Annotated in this window: 17 protein-coding genes; 10 read left to right on the forward strand and 7 right to left on the reverse strand. The window is 71.6% G+C overall.

The genetic code is table 11. The annotated features are described in order from the left end of the window. The first annotated feature begins 1,004 nt into the window (after positions 1-1,004). The 6 genes from ABT014_RS33760 to ABT014_RS33785 all read left to right on the forward strand — a co-directional run bounded on the left by ABT014_RS33760 (position 1,005) and on the right by ABT014_RS33785 (position 3,995). Positions 1,005-1,514 (forward strand): MarR family transcriptional regulator, encoded by a 510-nt coding sequence (locus ABT014_RS33760; protein ID WP_350643547.1) that lies wholly within the window; start codon positions 1,005-1,007, stop codon positions 1,512-1,514. 10 nt (positions 1,515-1,524) lie between these two features. Then, positions 1,525-1,932 carry a winged helix-turn-helix domain-containing protein gene (locus ABT014_RS33765; RefSeq protein WP_350643549.1) on the forward strand — a complete coding sequence of 136 codons (408 nt, stop codon included), beginning with the start codon at positions 1,525-1,527 and terminating at the stop codon, positions 1,930-1,932. Between the two features lie 209 nt (positions 1,933-2,141). Next, positions 2,142-2,693: a hypothetical protein gene (locus tag ABT014_RS33770; protein ID WP_350643551.1), complete on the forward strand. Its 552-nt coding sequence runs from the start codon at positions 2,142-2,144 to the stop codon at positions 2,691-2,693. 233 nt (positions 2,694-2,926) lie between these two features. Then, positions 2,927-3,208 (forward strand): hypothetical protein, encoded by a 282-nt coding sequence (locus ABT014_RS33775; protein WP_350643553.1) that lies wholly within the window; start codon positions 2,927-2,929, stop codon positions 3,206-3,208. Then, entirely contained in the window at positions 3,205-3,495 is a 291-nt protein-coding gene (locus ABT014_RS33780; protein ID WP_350643555.1) for a hypothetical protein, read from the forward strand. The genes ABT014_RS33775 and ABT014_RS33780 overlap by 4 nt, the downstream gene beginning before the upstream one ends. Before the next feature lie 41 nt (positions 3,496-3,536). Continuing rightward, positions 3,537-3,995 carry a hypothetical protein gene (locus tag ABT014_RS33785; RefSeq protein WP_350643557.1) on the forward strand — a complete coding sequence of 153 codons (459 nt, stop codon included), beginning with the start codon at positions 3,537-3,539 and terminating at the stop codon, positions 3,993-3,995. Positions 3,996-4,020: 25 nt separating this feature from the next. Here ABT014_RS33785 and ABT014_RS33790 read toward each other — a convergent pair whose 3' ends face one another. Continuing rightward, positions 4,021-6,741, reverse strand: a complete 2,721-nt coding sequence (locus tag ABT014_RS33790) for an ATP/GTP-binding protein (RefSeq protein ID WP_350643559.1) — start codon at positions 6,739-6,741, stop codon at positions 4,021-4,023. A 187-nt stretch (positions 6,742-6,928) separates the two neighbouring features. Between ABT014_RS33790 and ABT014_RS33795 the strand changes: the two genes are divergently transcribed. Beyond that, positions 6,929-7,192, forward strand: a complete 264-nt coding sequence (locus ABT014_RS33795) for a hypothetical protein (RefSeq protein WP_350643561.1) — start codon at positions 6,929-6,931, stop codon at positions 7,190-7,192. On the opposite strand, the gene ABT014_RS33800 is transcribed toward ABT014_RS33795, so the two are convergent. Beyond that, entirely contained in the window at positions 7,156-8,997 is a 1,842-nt protein-coding gene (locus ABT014_RS33800) for a zeta toxin family protein (protein ID WP_350643563.1), read from the reverse strand. The two genes, ABT014_RS33795 and ABT014_RS33800, sit on opposite strands and share 37 nt — an antisense overlap. Before the next feature lie 46 nt (positions 8,998-9,043). Then, a complete protein-coding gene (locus ABT014_RS33805) occupies positions 9,044-9,460 on the reverse strand; it encodes a restriction system modified-DNA reader domain-containing protein (protein ID WP_350643565.1) in 417 nt (138 codons plus the stop codon). Between the two features lie 345 nt (positions 9,461-9,805). Between ABT014_RS33805 and ABT014_RS33810 the strand changes: the two genes are divergently transcribed. The 3 genes from ABT014_RS33810 to ABT014_RS33820 all read left to right on the forward strand — a co-directional run bounded on the left by ABT014_RS33810 (position 9,806) and on the right by ABT014_RS33820 (position 12,031). Beyond that, positions 9,806-10,348, forward strand: coding sequence for a TetR/AcrR family transcriptional regulator C-terminal domain-containing protein (locus ABT014_RS33810; protein WP_350643567.1), 543 nt, complete (start codon positions 9,806-9,808; stop codon positions 10,346-10,348). Positions 10,349-10,754: 406 nt separating this feature from the next. Next, the gene (locus tag ABT014_RS33815; RefSeq protein WP_350643569.1) at positions 10,755-10,988 is read left to right on the forward strand and encodes a DUF397 domain-containing protein; all 234 of its coding nucleotides are present in this window, start codon (positions 10,755-10,757) and stop codon (positions 10,986-10,988) included. Between the two features lie 89 nt (positions 10,989-11,077). Next, complete coding sequence (locus ABT014_RS33820; RefSeq protein ID WP_350643571.1) at positions 11,078-12,031, forward strand: helix-turn-helix domain-containing protein; 954 nt, start codon at positions 11,078-11,080, stop codon at positions 12,029-12,031. A 5-nt stretch (positions 12,032-12,036) separates the two neighbouring features. On the opposite strand, the gene ABT014_RS33825 is transcribed toward ABT014_RS33820, so the two are convergent. The 4 genes from ABT014_RS33825 to ABT014_RS33840 all read right to left on the reverse strand — a co-directional run. After that, positions 12,037-12,852 carry an SAM-dependent methyltransferase gene (locus ABT014_RS33825; protein ID WP_350643573.1) on the reverse strand — a complete coding sequence of 272 codons (816 nt, stop codon included), beginning with the start codon at positions 12,850-12,852 and terminating at the stop codon, positions 12,037-12,039. A 225-nt stretch (positions 12,853-13,077) separates the two neighbouring features. Further along, positions 13,078-13,443 (reverse strand): hypothetical protein, encoded by a 366-nt coding sequence (locus ABT014_RS33830; RefSeq protein ID WP_350643575.1) that lies wholly within the window; start codon positions 13,441-13,443, stop codon positions 13,078-13,080. A 168-nt stretch (positions 13,444-13,611) separates the two neighbouring features. Next, positions 13,612-13,770 (reverse strand): hypothetical protein, encoded by a 159-nt coding sequence (locus ABT014_RS33835; RefSeq protein WP_350643577.1) that lies wholly within the window; start codon positions 13,768-13,770, stop codon positions 13,612-13,614. An 843-nt stretch (positions 13,771-14,613) separates the two neighbouring features. Beyond that, positions 14,614-15,015 (reverse strand): response regulator (locus ABT014_RS33840; RefSeq protein WP_350643579.1); only part of this gene is annotated, 402 nt, incomplete at its 5' end.

The raw sequence follows: 15,015 nt of genomic DNA on the forward strand, positions 1-15,015 counted from the left end.
CAGGTGTTCGACGGCTACCAGCAGGCCGCCGTCGGCCTCGGCCGGATCCGCGACCTGCTGCGGACCCCGACCAGCACCCCGCAGGCGGCGCGACCTGTCCAGTTGCCCAGTAGAAGGTGGCCGTTGTCCTTGCTTGGCGGGGCCACCTGCCGCCCCGTACTGCACCAGGTACCGCGGTCTGCCCGCCGCCGAGCAGGTGCTGACGTCACCACCCACCTGACGAACGACCAGCCAGTGTCCATCGCCGGTACCAAGCCAGGGCTGGCCGTTCTACCAGCTGCAGACGCCCGGACAGCCCGTGATCGTCGCACACCTGCCGAGTCGGCTACCAGCACCGAAGGGGGACGGCCGTCATCGAGCCAGCCTCGAGCCGTATCCGGGTGGTAGGTCCGGGTTGCACGGTTGCGGCCTCTTTATTAAGAGGCCGCAGGGTCCATATGGCCTCTGACCTGCTGGTTTGTAAAGCCCAGTGTCTGGTCCTATCGGACACTGGATGCCTTGATGTGCCCACTGATTCGGGACACATCGCATCAAGATTTGCTGATGGATGAAAGTTTTCCACAGGGCCGTCATTCGGCGCCTGCCTGCCTCCGCAACGTGAAGTGTCCCGGGCCCGGGACACTTCACGTTGCACTGTCCGTACTTGGCGACACAAACATGCGGATATCCGCAAGTCTGATTGCAGTAGGCCCCAACTTTCGAGGAGCCTCGCCCGCGCCCGCTTGGGCCCGCCCAGCACCGGTCGAAACTTGCGGAATCCAGCAAGTTCGATGCGCAGGCCTCACAGCGGATCCAGGCATCTACTCGGCGCCCGTCGCACGCCGTGAACAAGACTTGCGACTCGCCGCATCAAAACTTCGAGCCACTCGCAAGTTCCTGTAGTGTCCTGCCGACCGATCCGTTCGATGGAGGCGCGCGTGCGAGCAGAGGGACAGACCTCATCCGCTGGAACGACACCGAAGCGCCGACCTGTCCGTTCCGCCGCTGAGCCTGAACTCGTCAGCATGCTCGACCGGTTCGGTGAGCAGCTCGCGATGGATATCGCGACGCAGGCCGCCGCTCCGGCCGTCGAGGAAGTTACGGTCAAGTTCCGGCCGCGCCGCGCCGCGCACGACATGGCCGGCTCGATGGGCTACTCCCTGACCAGCAACTGGTTCTTGGCCAAGGTTCTGGCGAGGTGCATCGTCGCGCACCGCCTCAGCCCCGTTGAGGTCGCAGTGCTCCTCCACATGATGGGCTCGCAGAACCGCGGCCACATCGCCCAGACGCAGGTGGAGATGGCGTCCGAGCTCGGCGTCGCGCGCAGCAGCGTGAACAGCGCGATCGGCAGGTTGTGCGAGCTGAACTACATCCGGCGGCGTACCAGGCGCGGACAGTACGACGTGAACCCGCGGCTGTGCTTCCGTGGCAACGGCGACGAGCAGAACGGTGTCCTGGCACTTGTTCGGGCGGAGAAGCTCGCCTCCGAGTTCCCCGATACCATCGGGCCCGAAGACTTCGCCCGCGAAAGCTGAGGAGGACCACATGGAGATCACCCCTTCCGGCGTGCTCGGCATGATTCCCCGGCTGAAGCTGACGCCGTCGGCTATCGCTGTACTCGGCATCATGTCCGAATTGCAGCTTCCCGGCGGCGACGTCAGGCACAGCCAGGTCGAGATGGCCGAACGCCTTGGTCTCGCGGAGTCGGCGGTCAGCCGCGGCATGAAGTGCCTTGTGGACCGCAACCTCGTCATCCGCAGCGGCGACGGCCGCGGCCACAGCTACCGGCTCCACCCCTTCATCGCCAAGTACTCCTCCCAGGCGGAGATGGAGGAAGGGCTTCGTCTGGCCGCCGTGGAGGTCCGAGAAGGCCGGCTTCCCGACATCGCCGCGCCGCTGTACCGCAAGCAGCCCCCGCGTGCTTCCGGCCGCCCAAACCTGGTCGCGGTCTGACCGCCAGGGACGGGCTCTGCCGCCGGCCCGCGGAAGCTCCGCTTCGGTGGGCCGCACACCCACGTCGTCGCCCGTGACGTACGCCTACCGCACCCGCCTGGTGACCGCCGTGGTCTACGGCGGCTCCACCGATACCGGCGCCTTCACCAGCGCAACGTTGAACGCCCACTGCCTGTGAGCGGCACACGGAACCCCGGGGAGGAGCGGCGATGAGTGGCAACGTGGAAGCTCTGATCGCGAGCGGCGGCGGGGACGACGACGATGTCGAGCCCGCGCCGGCCGAGGTGGGTGCCCCGGTTCCCGGGCCCCCGTTCACGGTCGCGACCGACCGGGTCGCCGTAACGGTGTTCGGCGTCATCGCGTACTCCACCGGCCTGGAGATCGCGCTCGAGGTCCGGTTCAACGCCACCGACACACCGGCGAAGGCCGCCGAGGAACTCAAGAACCTGATGCACGAGGCACGCCACCCCGGACCCGACCGCCTCCACCTGGCACTGCACCTTCCCGACGGCCGGGTCTTCCACAACAACCGCCCGCACCCCGAGCCGGCCCTGCCGCCTGCGGAGACCGCCCCGATGCTGACCCTCCGAGCCGGCTCGCACGGCCCCAACTGGCGCCTCGGCTACTGGTTGCGGCCCCTGCCCGTCGGAGGAGGCCTTCTCCGCCTGCAGTGGCCGGACCGGGACATCGATGCCGCCTTCGAGCTCTCCGCCGCAGCCGTGACCGAGGCGCGCGCCGCCGTTCGCCGCCTCTGGCCCTGAGCCAGGCTGCCCTGCCGCCCAGCGGAGACGCCCCGTCCGAGCGGCACAGCAGCGGCCGCGAGCACACATCGGTGGCACGCTCCCCGGCCGGGACCCGGACCTCGTCGGGGTCCCGGCCGGGAGGAATGCGACTGAGCGCGTCGCGGCACATCGGAACGGGGGCGGTACCGGCCTAGGCGGCCGAGGGGGGACACTGGTACCTGGTCCCGCCGCACGAGACTCCGGAGGATTCGGTGAGCGCAGCACCACTGCACGGCCACCACGACGGCAGTGTGCCGATCCCGCGTACCCAGGACGCCGTCGCCGCGGCTCTGCCGCCGGCGCAGCGGATGGAGTTCTACCGGGAGATGGGCGAGGCCGACGACGCGACGATCGGCGGTGTGCTGCGGCGATGGTGGCTGAGGGCGGAGCTCTACCGGGACCCGGAGGGTGACCGGATCCACGCCGCGGTGCAGGCCGGCACGGCGCCCGGGGTGTCGGCGTCCGCGGTTCTGCGCCGGCTCGGGGCCCTGTGAGCGACTACGACGAGTTCCCGGAGGACGACGACCCGATCAGCTTCTCCCCGGTGGTGGAGGAGTTCCTCGGGGATCCGGGAACGCCGGCCGATGTGTTCTCGGCGGTCGTCGCCTTCGTCGTGGACCTGCGCGAGAACCCGTTCCCGTATCTGAGCATGCCGGTTCCGGGCCGGCCGGGGATGCACTCGGCGCCGCTGAACCGGGACCTGGGGCTGGTGGAGTACGCGGTGAACGAGGACGTGCACCCGCCGCGCATCTACGTCTCCCGGATCCTGCGGGCCGACTGACCGCCGCGGCCGGTGTCGTACCCCGCCGCTACGGTCTGGCCATGACGGTCACAGGCACCTTCACCCTCACGATCTCGGGTCCCGCCGAGTCCCTTTCCGCGCTGCTGGCCGACCTGGCGGCGGCCCGGATGTCCGCCCGACCGGTCCCACCCGCGGTGCGGGAGCCGGGGGCCGAGGAGCTCGGCTGGATCGCGGTGGAGTTCCACGAAGGAACGGACGGGCAGCCGAGCCCGGAGTTCCAGCACGCCTGTGTTGAGCGCCTCGACGTCGTCCGTGCCCGCTACGGGTACGAGCAGCGCGCGTCGTCGACCACCGGCGCCGGCGCCTCGGAGTTTCGGGAGGTCGTCGACGTGCGGACCGGTCGGGTCGTCATCCGGGGCTTCCTGACGGCCGGTGGGGATGTGGAGGCGTTCAAATCGGGTCTGGGTGTCGAACCCGCCTACCTGGTGGTGCGCGAGCCGGCCGACCTGTGGGTCGTCCCGCCGGCGGACGCAGACTGACCACACCGCGCGCCGGACCGGCCCGTCAGCTGGGCGGCACCAGGTGCTGTCGGGCGGTGACCAGCGCCCGCCACCTGGCGCGCACCGTCTCCTCGCTGTCGAGCCAGCGGGTGCCGGAGGGCGCGTCCGGGTGTTGGCCGGCCATGCGGTGGGCGAGGTCGGTGTAGTAGGCGTGGTCGCCGGCGCGGGTGAGGACGCGCAGCCGGGCCTGGGTCGCGGCGAGCGCCGGATCGTCGCCGCGGACGGCGTGGTGGAAGGCGGCGGCGAGTTCGACGTTCACCTGGGCGGCGGCGATCCCGGCGGTGAGGGCCTCGGCGCGCAGCACCTGGATGCGGTCCTCGACGTGGTCGTGGCCGGCGTCGCGGACGAGGGCCGCGGTGCGGACGGTCAGCGCGGTGGCGCGCAGGTCGAGCCCTGCGAGGAGCTGTTCGGCGAGGTCGATCTCGTCGCAGGCCGCTCGCGGGTCGGTGAAGGCGAGGACGAACCCGCGCTGGGCCTGGGCGGTGGCGCGCTCGCCGGCGACAGCGTGCTGCTCGGCGTCGGTGCGGGCGGCCAGGTAGGCGCCGGCGGCGCGCTCCATGTCGCCGTGGGGCCACAGGATGTCGCCCTCGACGCGGTGCTGCCGCCCCTTCCAGCCCAGGCCCTGCGCTGCGGCGTGCGCGGCGGGGAAGTCGCCGGCCAGGCGGGCGAGGTGGACCAGGCCGCGCCGGGCGGCCGGGGCGAGCCGGCCGCCGCCGTCCGCGACGAGCTGCATGCCGCGCCGGGAGTCCGCGCGGTGGCCCAGGTCCCGCTGCGCCTTGGCGAGGTAGTAGACGGCGAGGTGCTGGAGTTCGTCGGGCAGCAGGTGGGTGTCGACGACGGCGGCAAGGCGCCGGATGGTTGCGGAGCGGTGCTCGTGCTGGCGGCGGGCGAGGGCGCCCAGCGTCTCGGCCAGCGCGTCCGAGGCCGTGGCCGGCACGGCGCCGGTGGGCTCCCGGCCGTCGCCGGTGGCGGCCAGGACGAGGGGCTCCCACACGGAGTCCGAGACGTACGCCCAGGTGGCGGCGGTGAGCCAGCCGAGGTCGAGCCGGTGGTCGCGGGCGAGCGCGAGGCCTTGGCGCAGGCAGGCGACCAGGAGGTGGCGGCCGGCGCCGGGGGTGGTGGCCCACTGGTCGCCGAGCGCGTCGAAGGCCCGGTGCGCGGCGTTGGCCCAGTCCTGGTCGGACCAGCGGTCGTCGGTGTGGTCGTCGGCCCGGCGGATGGTGGAGCGCACCACGGCGTGCAGGTGGTAGGGCCAGGGTGCGAGGGGGTTCTCGCGGACGAAGGGCCGCTCGGTCAGGCGCAGGGCGGCGGCCTGGTGGGTCTGGCCGGCCGCGGCGGTGGCGAGCGCGGTGTCGAAGGCGTCGAGCAGGGAGACGGCGCGCAGGACGTGGCGTTCGTCGGGGGTGAGGTCCTGGAGGGTGCGGGCGATCAGGGCGGGGAAGTCGTGGTCGAAGTCGGCCGGCTCGGGGGTGCGGGTGCGGCGGATCTCCAGGAACCGCATGACGGCGAGGTCGAGGAACAGCGGCAGGCCGTGGGAGCGGGCGGTGATGACTCGGCGCAGGTCGTCGCCGATGACGGGCCGGCCGTCGGTGGTGAGGCGGCGGGCGAGGTAGTCCTCGCAGTCCTCGGGGCTGAAGTCGCCGATCAGGACCTGCCGGTCGGCCACCCTCCCCGCGCCGGCCGGCCCGGTGCCGACCGCGCCGGTCGGGGTAGTGGGTGCGGGGGTGCGGGTGGCGGGGATGTGCGCGGCGAGGTCCGGCCAGGCGGCGGGCCCGGTGTAGTCGAGCTGGCCCTGCAGCGCGGGGTCGGCCCACTGCAGCCGGCTGCGGCCGGTGATGACGAACAGGGCGTTCGGCATCAGCCACACCACCCGCTGGATGAGGCGTTCCAGCTCCCGGTGGGTACGGTCGCCGGTGTCCTCGAAGGTGTCCAGCAGCACCACCGGCACGACGGCCTTCTTCGTGGGCAGCCGGTCGATCTCGTAGGCGAGCAGGTGCGGGTAGAAGGACAGCGCCTGAAGGTCCGGCTCCGCCTCCAGCAGGTCCGCCAGCCGCGGGCAGCCGGCCAGCGCCCGGGCGGTGGCGCGGCGCTCGCGCACCGCCCGCACCACGGCGGTGGTGACCTGCCCGACCGTCGAGCCGACCACGCCCGGGAGCGCGAGCTCCTCCGCGACCTTCGACAGCGCCTCTTGCACCTGGCCGGGCAGCGCCTTCGCCATGCGGCTCACCAGACCTGCGCGCCGCAGGTACTCCTCCAGGCTCTCGCCCGGGTGGTTGTGCTCCCAGTACCTGACGAGCGCCAGGTCGAACGCGGGCAGCGCCCGGTCCAGGCCGGCGAACGCCAGGCGCAGGGTGAGGACGAGCCGCTCGAAGTCCATCCCGGCGGAGCGGGCGAGGTCGATGCGCACCGGCAGCAGGCCGGGAGCCGCTGGCCAGGTGGGCTCGCCCCACTGCGTGGGCCGGGACTCGGCCGCGGTGAGCGAGGCCTCCAGCTTCCTCGACAGCGTGGTCTTGCCGACCCCGCCGATGCCGTGGAAGACCAGCACGTTGCGCCGCGCCGCCTCCAGGTCCTGGACGTCGAAGCCTGGCGCGGCCAGCCGGGCCAGGTGCTCGCCGAGCGCGGCCGCGACCTGCGCCCACTGGCCCTCCCGGTTGGTGAACGCCTCCTCGGCGCCCAGCGCCGGGTCGTTCGAGCCGAACAGCGCCCGCAGATCCCGCCCCGCCATCGACGACTCCCCCTGAAGATGTGACTGGTCATCAACCTACGCCCTCACCGCCCACAGCGGCCCGGGGTGGCTTTGTTCACGAGTTGCGTACAGAGCCACCGGGCAGCCGGAACCGGTCGACGGCGTAGGCTCCGACCTGTCAGGACACCCTGGCGTGCGCACTTTTCGAGAACGAGGCGGTCCACCCGTGCAGGATCCCGGCCCCACCCACGACGACGGCGCCCTCGCCCGGATCGCGGAGAAGATCGAGACGCTCACGGCCTGGTACGCCGAGCAGATCCACGCGGAGCGCCGGTGCCCCGACCCCGACCCCGACCGCGTTCAGCACCTCCTGGCCGAGCGCGCAGCCTGCACCACGACGCTGCGCGACCTGCCGCACGCCACCGCGGCGCAGCTGGCGCGGATCGAGGCCGACTACGACGTCCGGCTCGGCGAGATCACCGGCGAGTAGGAGCGCTTGGCCGGGAGCGCGGCGGGCGGGGCGTAGGCGAGCCGGCGGGGCTGGAGGGCTGGCGGCAGCAGCGGCCAGGCGAGCCGGGTGATCGCGTCGACCTCCCGCCGGTACTGCGGCAGAGCAGCGCGCAGCTCACGCTGATGGGCGAGGAAGCGACGTGCCTCCGGCTCGGTGTAGCGCCGGCCCTGCCCGGCCCGGACGGCGGCTGCGGCCCCGGTGGGCCCGTTCCACCGGCCGTCGGGGCCGAGCGAGTTGCCGAACACCGCGGTGCCATCACGCCGCACCACGCCGATGCGGTCCACCAGGTGGTGCTCCTCGGCGGCTCGGACGCACTCCAGCACCGCGGCCAGGCAGCGGTCGTGCCCGGCGGGGGTGGTGAACCGGCCGGGCCGGATGCCGCTGCGGCTGACCTCGGCGTAGCGCAGGGCGGTGCCCTGGCGGCTGTCGGGTGCGCGGACGTCCAGCACCAGCAGCTCGACGCGGTATCCGGCCCGGCGCCACGCGGCGGCGGCGTCGAGGAACTCGGCGGCGCTGCCCGGGGCGATCTCGATCACCGCGTTCGCGCGCCGCTCGCGCACCAGCGCCTCGGCGCGGGCCTGCCAGGCCTTGTAGTCCGCGCGGATCCGCGCGGAGGCGGTGCGCGGGTGCTCGCGCAGCAGCCGGAAGTAGTCCGGGTGGGCCGCCTTGAACATGCCGCCGGAGATACCCACCGGCTGCCGTTCGCGCATCGCCCGGTGGACCAGGCGCGCCGCCTGGGTCTTGCCGGCGCCGGGTGCCCCCATGACGTAGACGACGACGGGCCGCTCCTGCGGCACGATCGGCCCGAGGCCGGGCACGACCAGGTTGTGGAAGGTCCACTCGTGTTCGTCGGTGGACAGCCGGTGGTAGTCCACGCCGGGCGGGGTGGCGATCGGCTGGGCGGTGCGCCGCACCGGCTCGGCCAGCGCCGCGCACCGCTCCGCGTCCCGGACGACGGCAAGCACCTGGTCGGCCGGCAACCGGGTCTCCGCCCGCACCAGGGTGCGCTCCGCGCCCGCCAGGGACCGGCGGAAGGACGCGGTCTCCACCGCGTCCCACCACCGGGCCCGCTCCGCCTCCACCGCCCGCCCCGCGCCGGGCGCGCTCGTCCACGTTCCGTCGACGAGCTCGTTGCCGTACAGGAACTCCAGGCCGCGGCGCACCACCGTGATCCGGTCGACCAGGTGCTCGGACTCCAGCAGGTCCAGGGTGCGGGCCAGCTGGCTCGCGCACCGGTCGTGGTTGGCCCAGGACACCCACCGGCCGGAGCCCTCGCCGTCACCGAGATAGCGCTCCAGCACTCCGAGCTGGCTCCAGGCCAGGGCGCACGCAAGGGCGACCACCTCGACCCGGTGGCCGGCCGCCCGGTAGGCCACCGCCTGGGCGCGGGCCTCCTGCGGGTCGGCGAACGCCGTCTCCACCACCGCGTCCAGCCGGTGGGCGCGCACGTGCGCCTCCACCGCCGTCTGCCACCGGCGAGTGTCCACGCGGACGCCGGCGCCTGCCGTTCGCACGTCCTGCGCCAGCAGCGCCTCGTAGTGCCGGTGCACCGCCTTGTAGAGGTCGGCGCCCACCCGCACCGCTTGGCCGCGCCGGTCGAGGACGGGCAGCAGCAAATCGGCGAGGGTGCTCTTCCCGCTGCCGGGCGGGCCCGTGACGAGCAGCGCCACCGGCCGCTCCTGCGGCACCGCACCCCGGGTCCAGGCGGGAAGGATCGTCCCGGACAGGACCTCCCCGCTCTCCGCGCGCGACAGCGCCTGCGGCACCGCGTCCCCCTTTTGCACCAGCGTCTCCTCCTGCAGCTCCGCTCCGTCGTGATGGTTATTGGGGTCAGAGCCCGAGTTGTTTGCGCATGGACTGCAGCGGCCGGCCGCTCTCGGTGTGGACGTACTGGCCCCACCCGTTCACGTCGTAGCCGACCTGGGCCTTCAGCGCCGGGGACGGCAGGCGGAAAGCACGGCCGTCGGGGATCTCGATCCAGCCGTCCGCGGTGACCCTCGCGGTGTGGGTGGCCTTCAGCCGGACCTGCGTGTGGTGCAGGGCGTCGCCCGGCGCGATCAGGCCGGCCTCGATGAAGGGCATCAGCGCGCCCGTGCTGCGGGAGCCCGCAGGATCCGCGGGCTGCGCGCCGCCGAGCAGCAGCCGGCGCAGCACGTCGTTCGGCGAATCCACCAGCGGCTCGCTGTGGCGCTGGAGAAACGCGAAGACCTCGTCGTCGATGAGGATGGTCCGGTTGGGCTGGGTCATGGATCCCCCTTGTAGATCGATCTCCAGAACTTTAACACCAAAGATCTGAAGTTCTGGTGTCCAGTGCATGGAACCGTGGCCCGGGCTGATCCATTCCCGCCCCTGGGGCGGGATTTCCAGCACAGCCCCCATGGCCGCCAACCCTTCGCAGTGCACCGCGAGTTGTCGTGAACCGGCTGTGCGGGCGGTTGGTGGCGGGCAGCATCGGGGGATGGGAGCACGTGGGCGGGTGGGGCTGTCGGTGATCGCATCGGCGTACGGGCTGTCGGCGATGGGGGACCAGATCGCCCTGATGACGATGACCCTGCACCTGCACGACGGCCGCTCGAGGCTGCGCTGCTCCAGTTGCTGGCCGACCGGGTGGCCCGGGAGGCGTACGACGCCGGCACCGCGGCGCTGGCCGCGCTCGACCCGGCCGCCGGCTGGCAGGCCCGGGTGGTGGCCCAGGCCACGGCCCTGCGGCGGAGCATCAGCCGCCACCCCGGCGGGGCGATGATGTTCGCCGGCAGCCCGAAGACGCTGAGCGCCGGAGCGCTGTCGGTGATGGAGCGCCTGCTCGAAACCCTCGCCGAAGCCGGCCTGCCCCCGCAGGAGTGCGGCACCGCCGCCGACACGGTGCTGAGCCACGTCACCGGCTACGTGCTCCAGGAACAGAGCGAACCACCCGCCGCACCGGTCGGCCCCGAGGAGGTCGCCGAGCTGCGCCGACGCTTCCCCCGGACGCTGGCCGCCGCGGCGCACGACCAGGAGGCGCAGTTCGCCGCGAGCCTGGAGTTGCTGTGCGGTGGCATCGCCCGGCTGATCCCGCCGGGCCCCGAACGGGAGGCGGCACCCACCGGCCAACGGCGGGCCGGCTCAGGCTCGCTCTCGTCTTCGCTGCCGTCCTGACCGGCCGCCTCTTCCTCCTTCACCACCTTCTCGTGGGTGCGCACCGCCTCGTCGGCGCGGATCCCGCCGCGCGGCGGCCTTCGACCTCCTCGCCGCCGAAAGCCGCGTACCTCGCTGGGGCAGACCGCCGACCGACCCGCGGCCCGCCGGTGCCCGCGCGGGCGGGGGACGGAGTTGTTCGTCACCGGCCGAGCGCGCTGCGTGCTGGTGGGCGGAGGTGCGCGACGCCTGGGCGCGTCACCCATTCGGCGGGCCCTTTGTTCGAATTTCGGCGGCTACTATTCCAGTGCTCCAGGCGGTGAAATTGCAGAATGCAATTTCGCGGGGCGGTGACCTGCGCACCTGGGGTTCCGATCGTACTTTTCTGACGATCGGAAATGCTCGAACACGGAGAGGGCTGGTTGTCATGGACTACCGCAACGGGATGCCTGCGACGGAGATCGCCGAGGGCTGGGTGAAGAGCCGCGCCAGCGCGCAGGTCGGACAGTGCGTGGAGTTGGCAGGGGTGGGTGCGGGGCGGGTGGCGTTCCGCAACTCGACGGATCCGGCAGGGCCCGCGCTGCTGTTCACGCCCGGCGAGTTCGCGGCGTTCCTGCACGGCGCAAAGGGCGGGGAATTCGATCACCTGCTGAAGATCTGATATTCCTGTAGGAATATCAGAAGCCGACACGCGGGCCCCTGTTCGTGAGAAGATGCGACCGACAAGGCTGGTCTTCTGAAGGGGTCCGCGTGTCACGCGATCTCGACGCATCCGCGGCAAGCAACATTGTGCCGCTCTTCCGGGCGGGCGCCGATCCGGCGTGCAACCCGACGATGGCCCACGTCCTGCTCGGGGCCCTTCTGCGTGCGTGCCGCCAGGGGGCTGGGCTGAACCAGACCACGGCGGCGAAGGCCCTCGACTTCTCCGGCCCGAAGCTGTCCCGACTGGAGCGCGCCGAGATCGTCCCCAAGCGCCGCGATGTCGAGGACCTTGCCCTGCTCTACAAGCTCTCCCCCAAGGTCGAGGCGCAGCTGATCATGCTCGCCGCGATGGCCAAGGAGCGGACGTGGTGGGCGAAGGCCGGGGTGCAGGTCCCGCCGTTCATGGCGCACCTGGTGGGGCTCGAGCCGGCGGCGTCGGCGCTGTGGACGTACGAGTTGAAACTCGTTCCGGGCCTTCTCCAGACGCCCGCCTATTCGTACGCGCTGATGACCGGTGGCCGGCGCAGGGCCGATGCGGCTGCGATCAAGGAGCGTCTCGCGCTCAGGTCCGGGCGGCAGGACAGGTACTTTGCCGACCCGCCCAGGTCGGTGTTCCTCCTCGACGAAGGGGCCCTCCACCGCTGCATGGGCGGGCCGGGAGTCATGGTCGAGCAGATCGACCATCTCCTGCGGTTGGGCGAGGACCCGCGGATCGAGATCCGGATCGTCCCGTTCAGCAGCGACCCGGCCATTGCGGGAAACATCGCTTCCTTCACGCGTCTGGCCTTCGACCGCGGTACAGGGCTGCCCGATCTCATCTACCTGGAGAGCGACGAGAGCGGGCGGTACTTCGCCAAGGGCGACCAAGTCGAGGAGACGGAGAAGGACGGTCCGTCCTTCGACCACTACCAGACCACGATGATCATGCTGCTCGCCGAGACGGCCGACCGGCGGGAGAGCACGAGCATGCTCCACGCCGCCCGGCGGCGGCACCTCGGCTGATCGCGTCACACGCGGGCCACGCCCCCGAACTCGATCACCTCGTGGGTTTTCTGCGGCCTGCGCAGCTCGGAGTCCGGCCGCCAGTGGGTGACGTCGACGAGGTAGGGGTGCAGCACGGTCAAGCCGTCGAAGAGGGAGCGTACGTCCTTGCGCTCTCGCACCCGGCCCCAGTGGTCCTCGGTGCCGCGCCGCATCAGCTCGGTGACGCCATGACGAACCGATTCGTCATCGCTGACGAGCTGGCAGATCACCAGGTAGCTGCCGGGGGCCAGGTGCTCGCGCAGCCGCCGGATCATCTCGACCGGTTGCTCGGAATCCTTGAGGCAGTGGATGACGGACACGAACAGGGCCGCGACCGGCCGGGTGAAGTCGATGAACCCGCCGGCGGATGCCTCCTCGATGATTCGGTCGGTGTCGGTCATGTTGGCGTCTATGAACCTGGTGCCGGAGTTGACGTCCAAGGAGGTCCGGCCATATGCGATCACGATCGGGTCGTTGTCGACGTAGGCGACCCGGGCGTCGCCCCAGACCTCCTGCGCCACCTGGTGCACGTTGGGCTCGGTCGGCAGCCCGGACCCGTGGTCCAGGAACTGCTTGATCCCGCACTCGCGGGCGAGAAAACGTACGACCCGCTGCAGGAACCACCTGTTGTTGACTGCCAGATCGCCGATGCTCGGTGCCGTGAGGAGGAGTTCCTCGCACGCGAGCTTGTCGGCCTCGAAGTTCAACGTCCCGCCCAGCAGCAGGTCGTACATGCGCGCCGCGCTCGGGATGGATGTGTCGATGGCATGGCTGGGCCCATGCCCGTAACCGCTACCCACGGTGCCCCTTCCGTGGCCGAAACAACCCCGGGGGCTCCCGCGGTTGTTGGGGGTCCATCGTAGGCGGGCACGCCGAACGCCACCATGCCCCCGAAGGGTGATGGTGGCGCGCAGGTGGCGAAGCGTGGCGAGCCCGGGTGAATTCGTGCAGGTGACGCTACCCCCGGCCGCACCAGGGGCGCACAGAAGCAGACCCCGGCGTGACGGCGCGGGCACACGCCCATGTCACCCGCGATCGAGTATTCGGGCCGCGGTGCGCAACTCGGCCCGCAGCGTCCACTCCTCCACCCCCATCAGGTGCGCGGCGATCTTCGGGTCAAGGCCCAGCCGGTAGCGCAGCACCGCTGCGTCCGCCACCGGGTCGGGCAGCGCCCGGTGCAGCCGGTCGGTGCGGCTCGCCCGCCGACTCCGGTCCGACACCACCTGCCGCAGCAACACCCAGCAGGCCGCCATCGGTTGCGGGCACCGGAGCACCGCGTCCCAGCCGCCCGCGAGATAGGCGAGCGTCTGCTCCACGGCCTCCTCGCCCAGGCTCGCATCCGTCAGCCGAGCCAGCGCGTACTGCCGGTACCGCCCCCCATACAGCTGCACGAAAGCCAGATAGTCGTGCCGAAATCCGTCGGCGCGGCCCGCAGTTCCCTCCGATGGACAGCCGGAGATCCCGACCGAGGTGTGCCACCACATACATCCCGCCCGCTGCTCGCCGATTCCGGAATCAGGGCCTGGCGTGCGGCCCCCCGCAGGGGACCGCACTCGAGGTCACCGGGAAAGCGCCCGCCGCACGTGGAGCACGACGCCACCGGCGAGCTGGACCAGCGCGAACACCAGGACTGCTCGCGACGGTGCGACCGGCCCGTCCCCGGAGCCCAGCCACATCGCGAACGGGACGGCCACCACCCCGCTCAAACGTGCCTGCACGTCGATTAGCCCGAACGAGCACGCAGCGGCGTCGGGCCGGAAGATCCTGCTAACTTGGAGCGCCTTGGAGGGCAGCAGTCGCTGCCCTCCGGGGAATCGATCGAGCATTGCGCTGCTTTCCGTTTGATCGGTTGAGAGCCCCGGGAGCGGGGGGCAACCGCCCCCGGGGCTGCGCCGCGGATGCGGCGACGACATCAACCTATCGGCGTATTTCACGCTCACCCGGCCCTGGTCCTCAAAGTGAAATTCCGTTTATCCCAGACCCACTTCGGTCGTCGAACGGACCAAACCCTGCATTCCGTGAAACCTATCGATCGATCGACGCACAGATTCGCATCCATTGCGGAGGCGTTCGCTCCGCTTCCGTGTCGGATGCGGACCGTCGGGGCCTGTGCCCCGAAGTGGGTGCCCTCGGTGCGACCGACGACCGCGCATCAGCGCGTCCGGCGAACGGCCGACCGGTATGCGGGCCGTCCCAGGAATCGACCGGGTGCTACCGAGGTGGCGGGGCTGGTGGAGAGGGGCGCGGAAGTCGTCGCGCGCCACGTGCTGACCCTGCTGGGCGGCTCCGCGCGTCGGTGTGCTGCTGACTTGGTCAGCACCGGGGACGGCCCGAGGAGGGGCTGACCCGCCTCGTCGAAAGTCGGCCCACGGTGGCGAACGGCAGACCGAGGACCCGGGCACGGCCGCGGCGGTTGCGGCGTCCGGAGATGCCGGAAAGCCTCTCTACTTCCTGTCGATCATGACTGGTCGCAGCCCGACACGCCGCTGTCGCGGTGAGACGGGTCCGCCAGCGGCCGAGATGTGCCTGTGGGCACGCTCTTCCTGCCGTCCTGCGGGGCGTCAGATGCGGGGCGGGCGGGTGGCGGTGTCCAGGTAGAAGGCGTCGATGGTCTGCACGGCCTTCTCGAACTCGTCGAGGTTGACGGGCTTGGTCACGTACGCGTTGGCGTGGCTGCTGTACGCGCCGGTGACGTCGTCGGGCGCCGAGGAGGTGGTGAGGACGACCACCGGGATGGTCCGCAGCTCCTCGTCGCTCTTCAGCACCTTCAGCAGGTCGCGGCCGTTCATCCGGGGCATGTTGAGGTCGAGCACGATCAGGTCGGGGCGGACGCTGCCGGGCGCGCGCAGGTGTTCCAGCGCGGCGACGCCGTCGGTGACCTGAACGAGGTTGCGGGCCCCCCGGTCGGTCAGGGCCTCCTCGATCAGCATGGCGTCGGCCATGTCGTCCTCGACCAGCAGGAC

Origin of the sequence: Kitasatospora sp. NPDC094015, assembly GCF_040304075.1 — a bacterium.
Taxonomy (GTDB): domain Bacteria; phylum Actinomycetota; class Actinomycetes; order Streptomycetales; family Streptomycetaceae; genus Kitasatospora.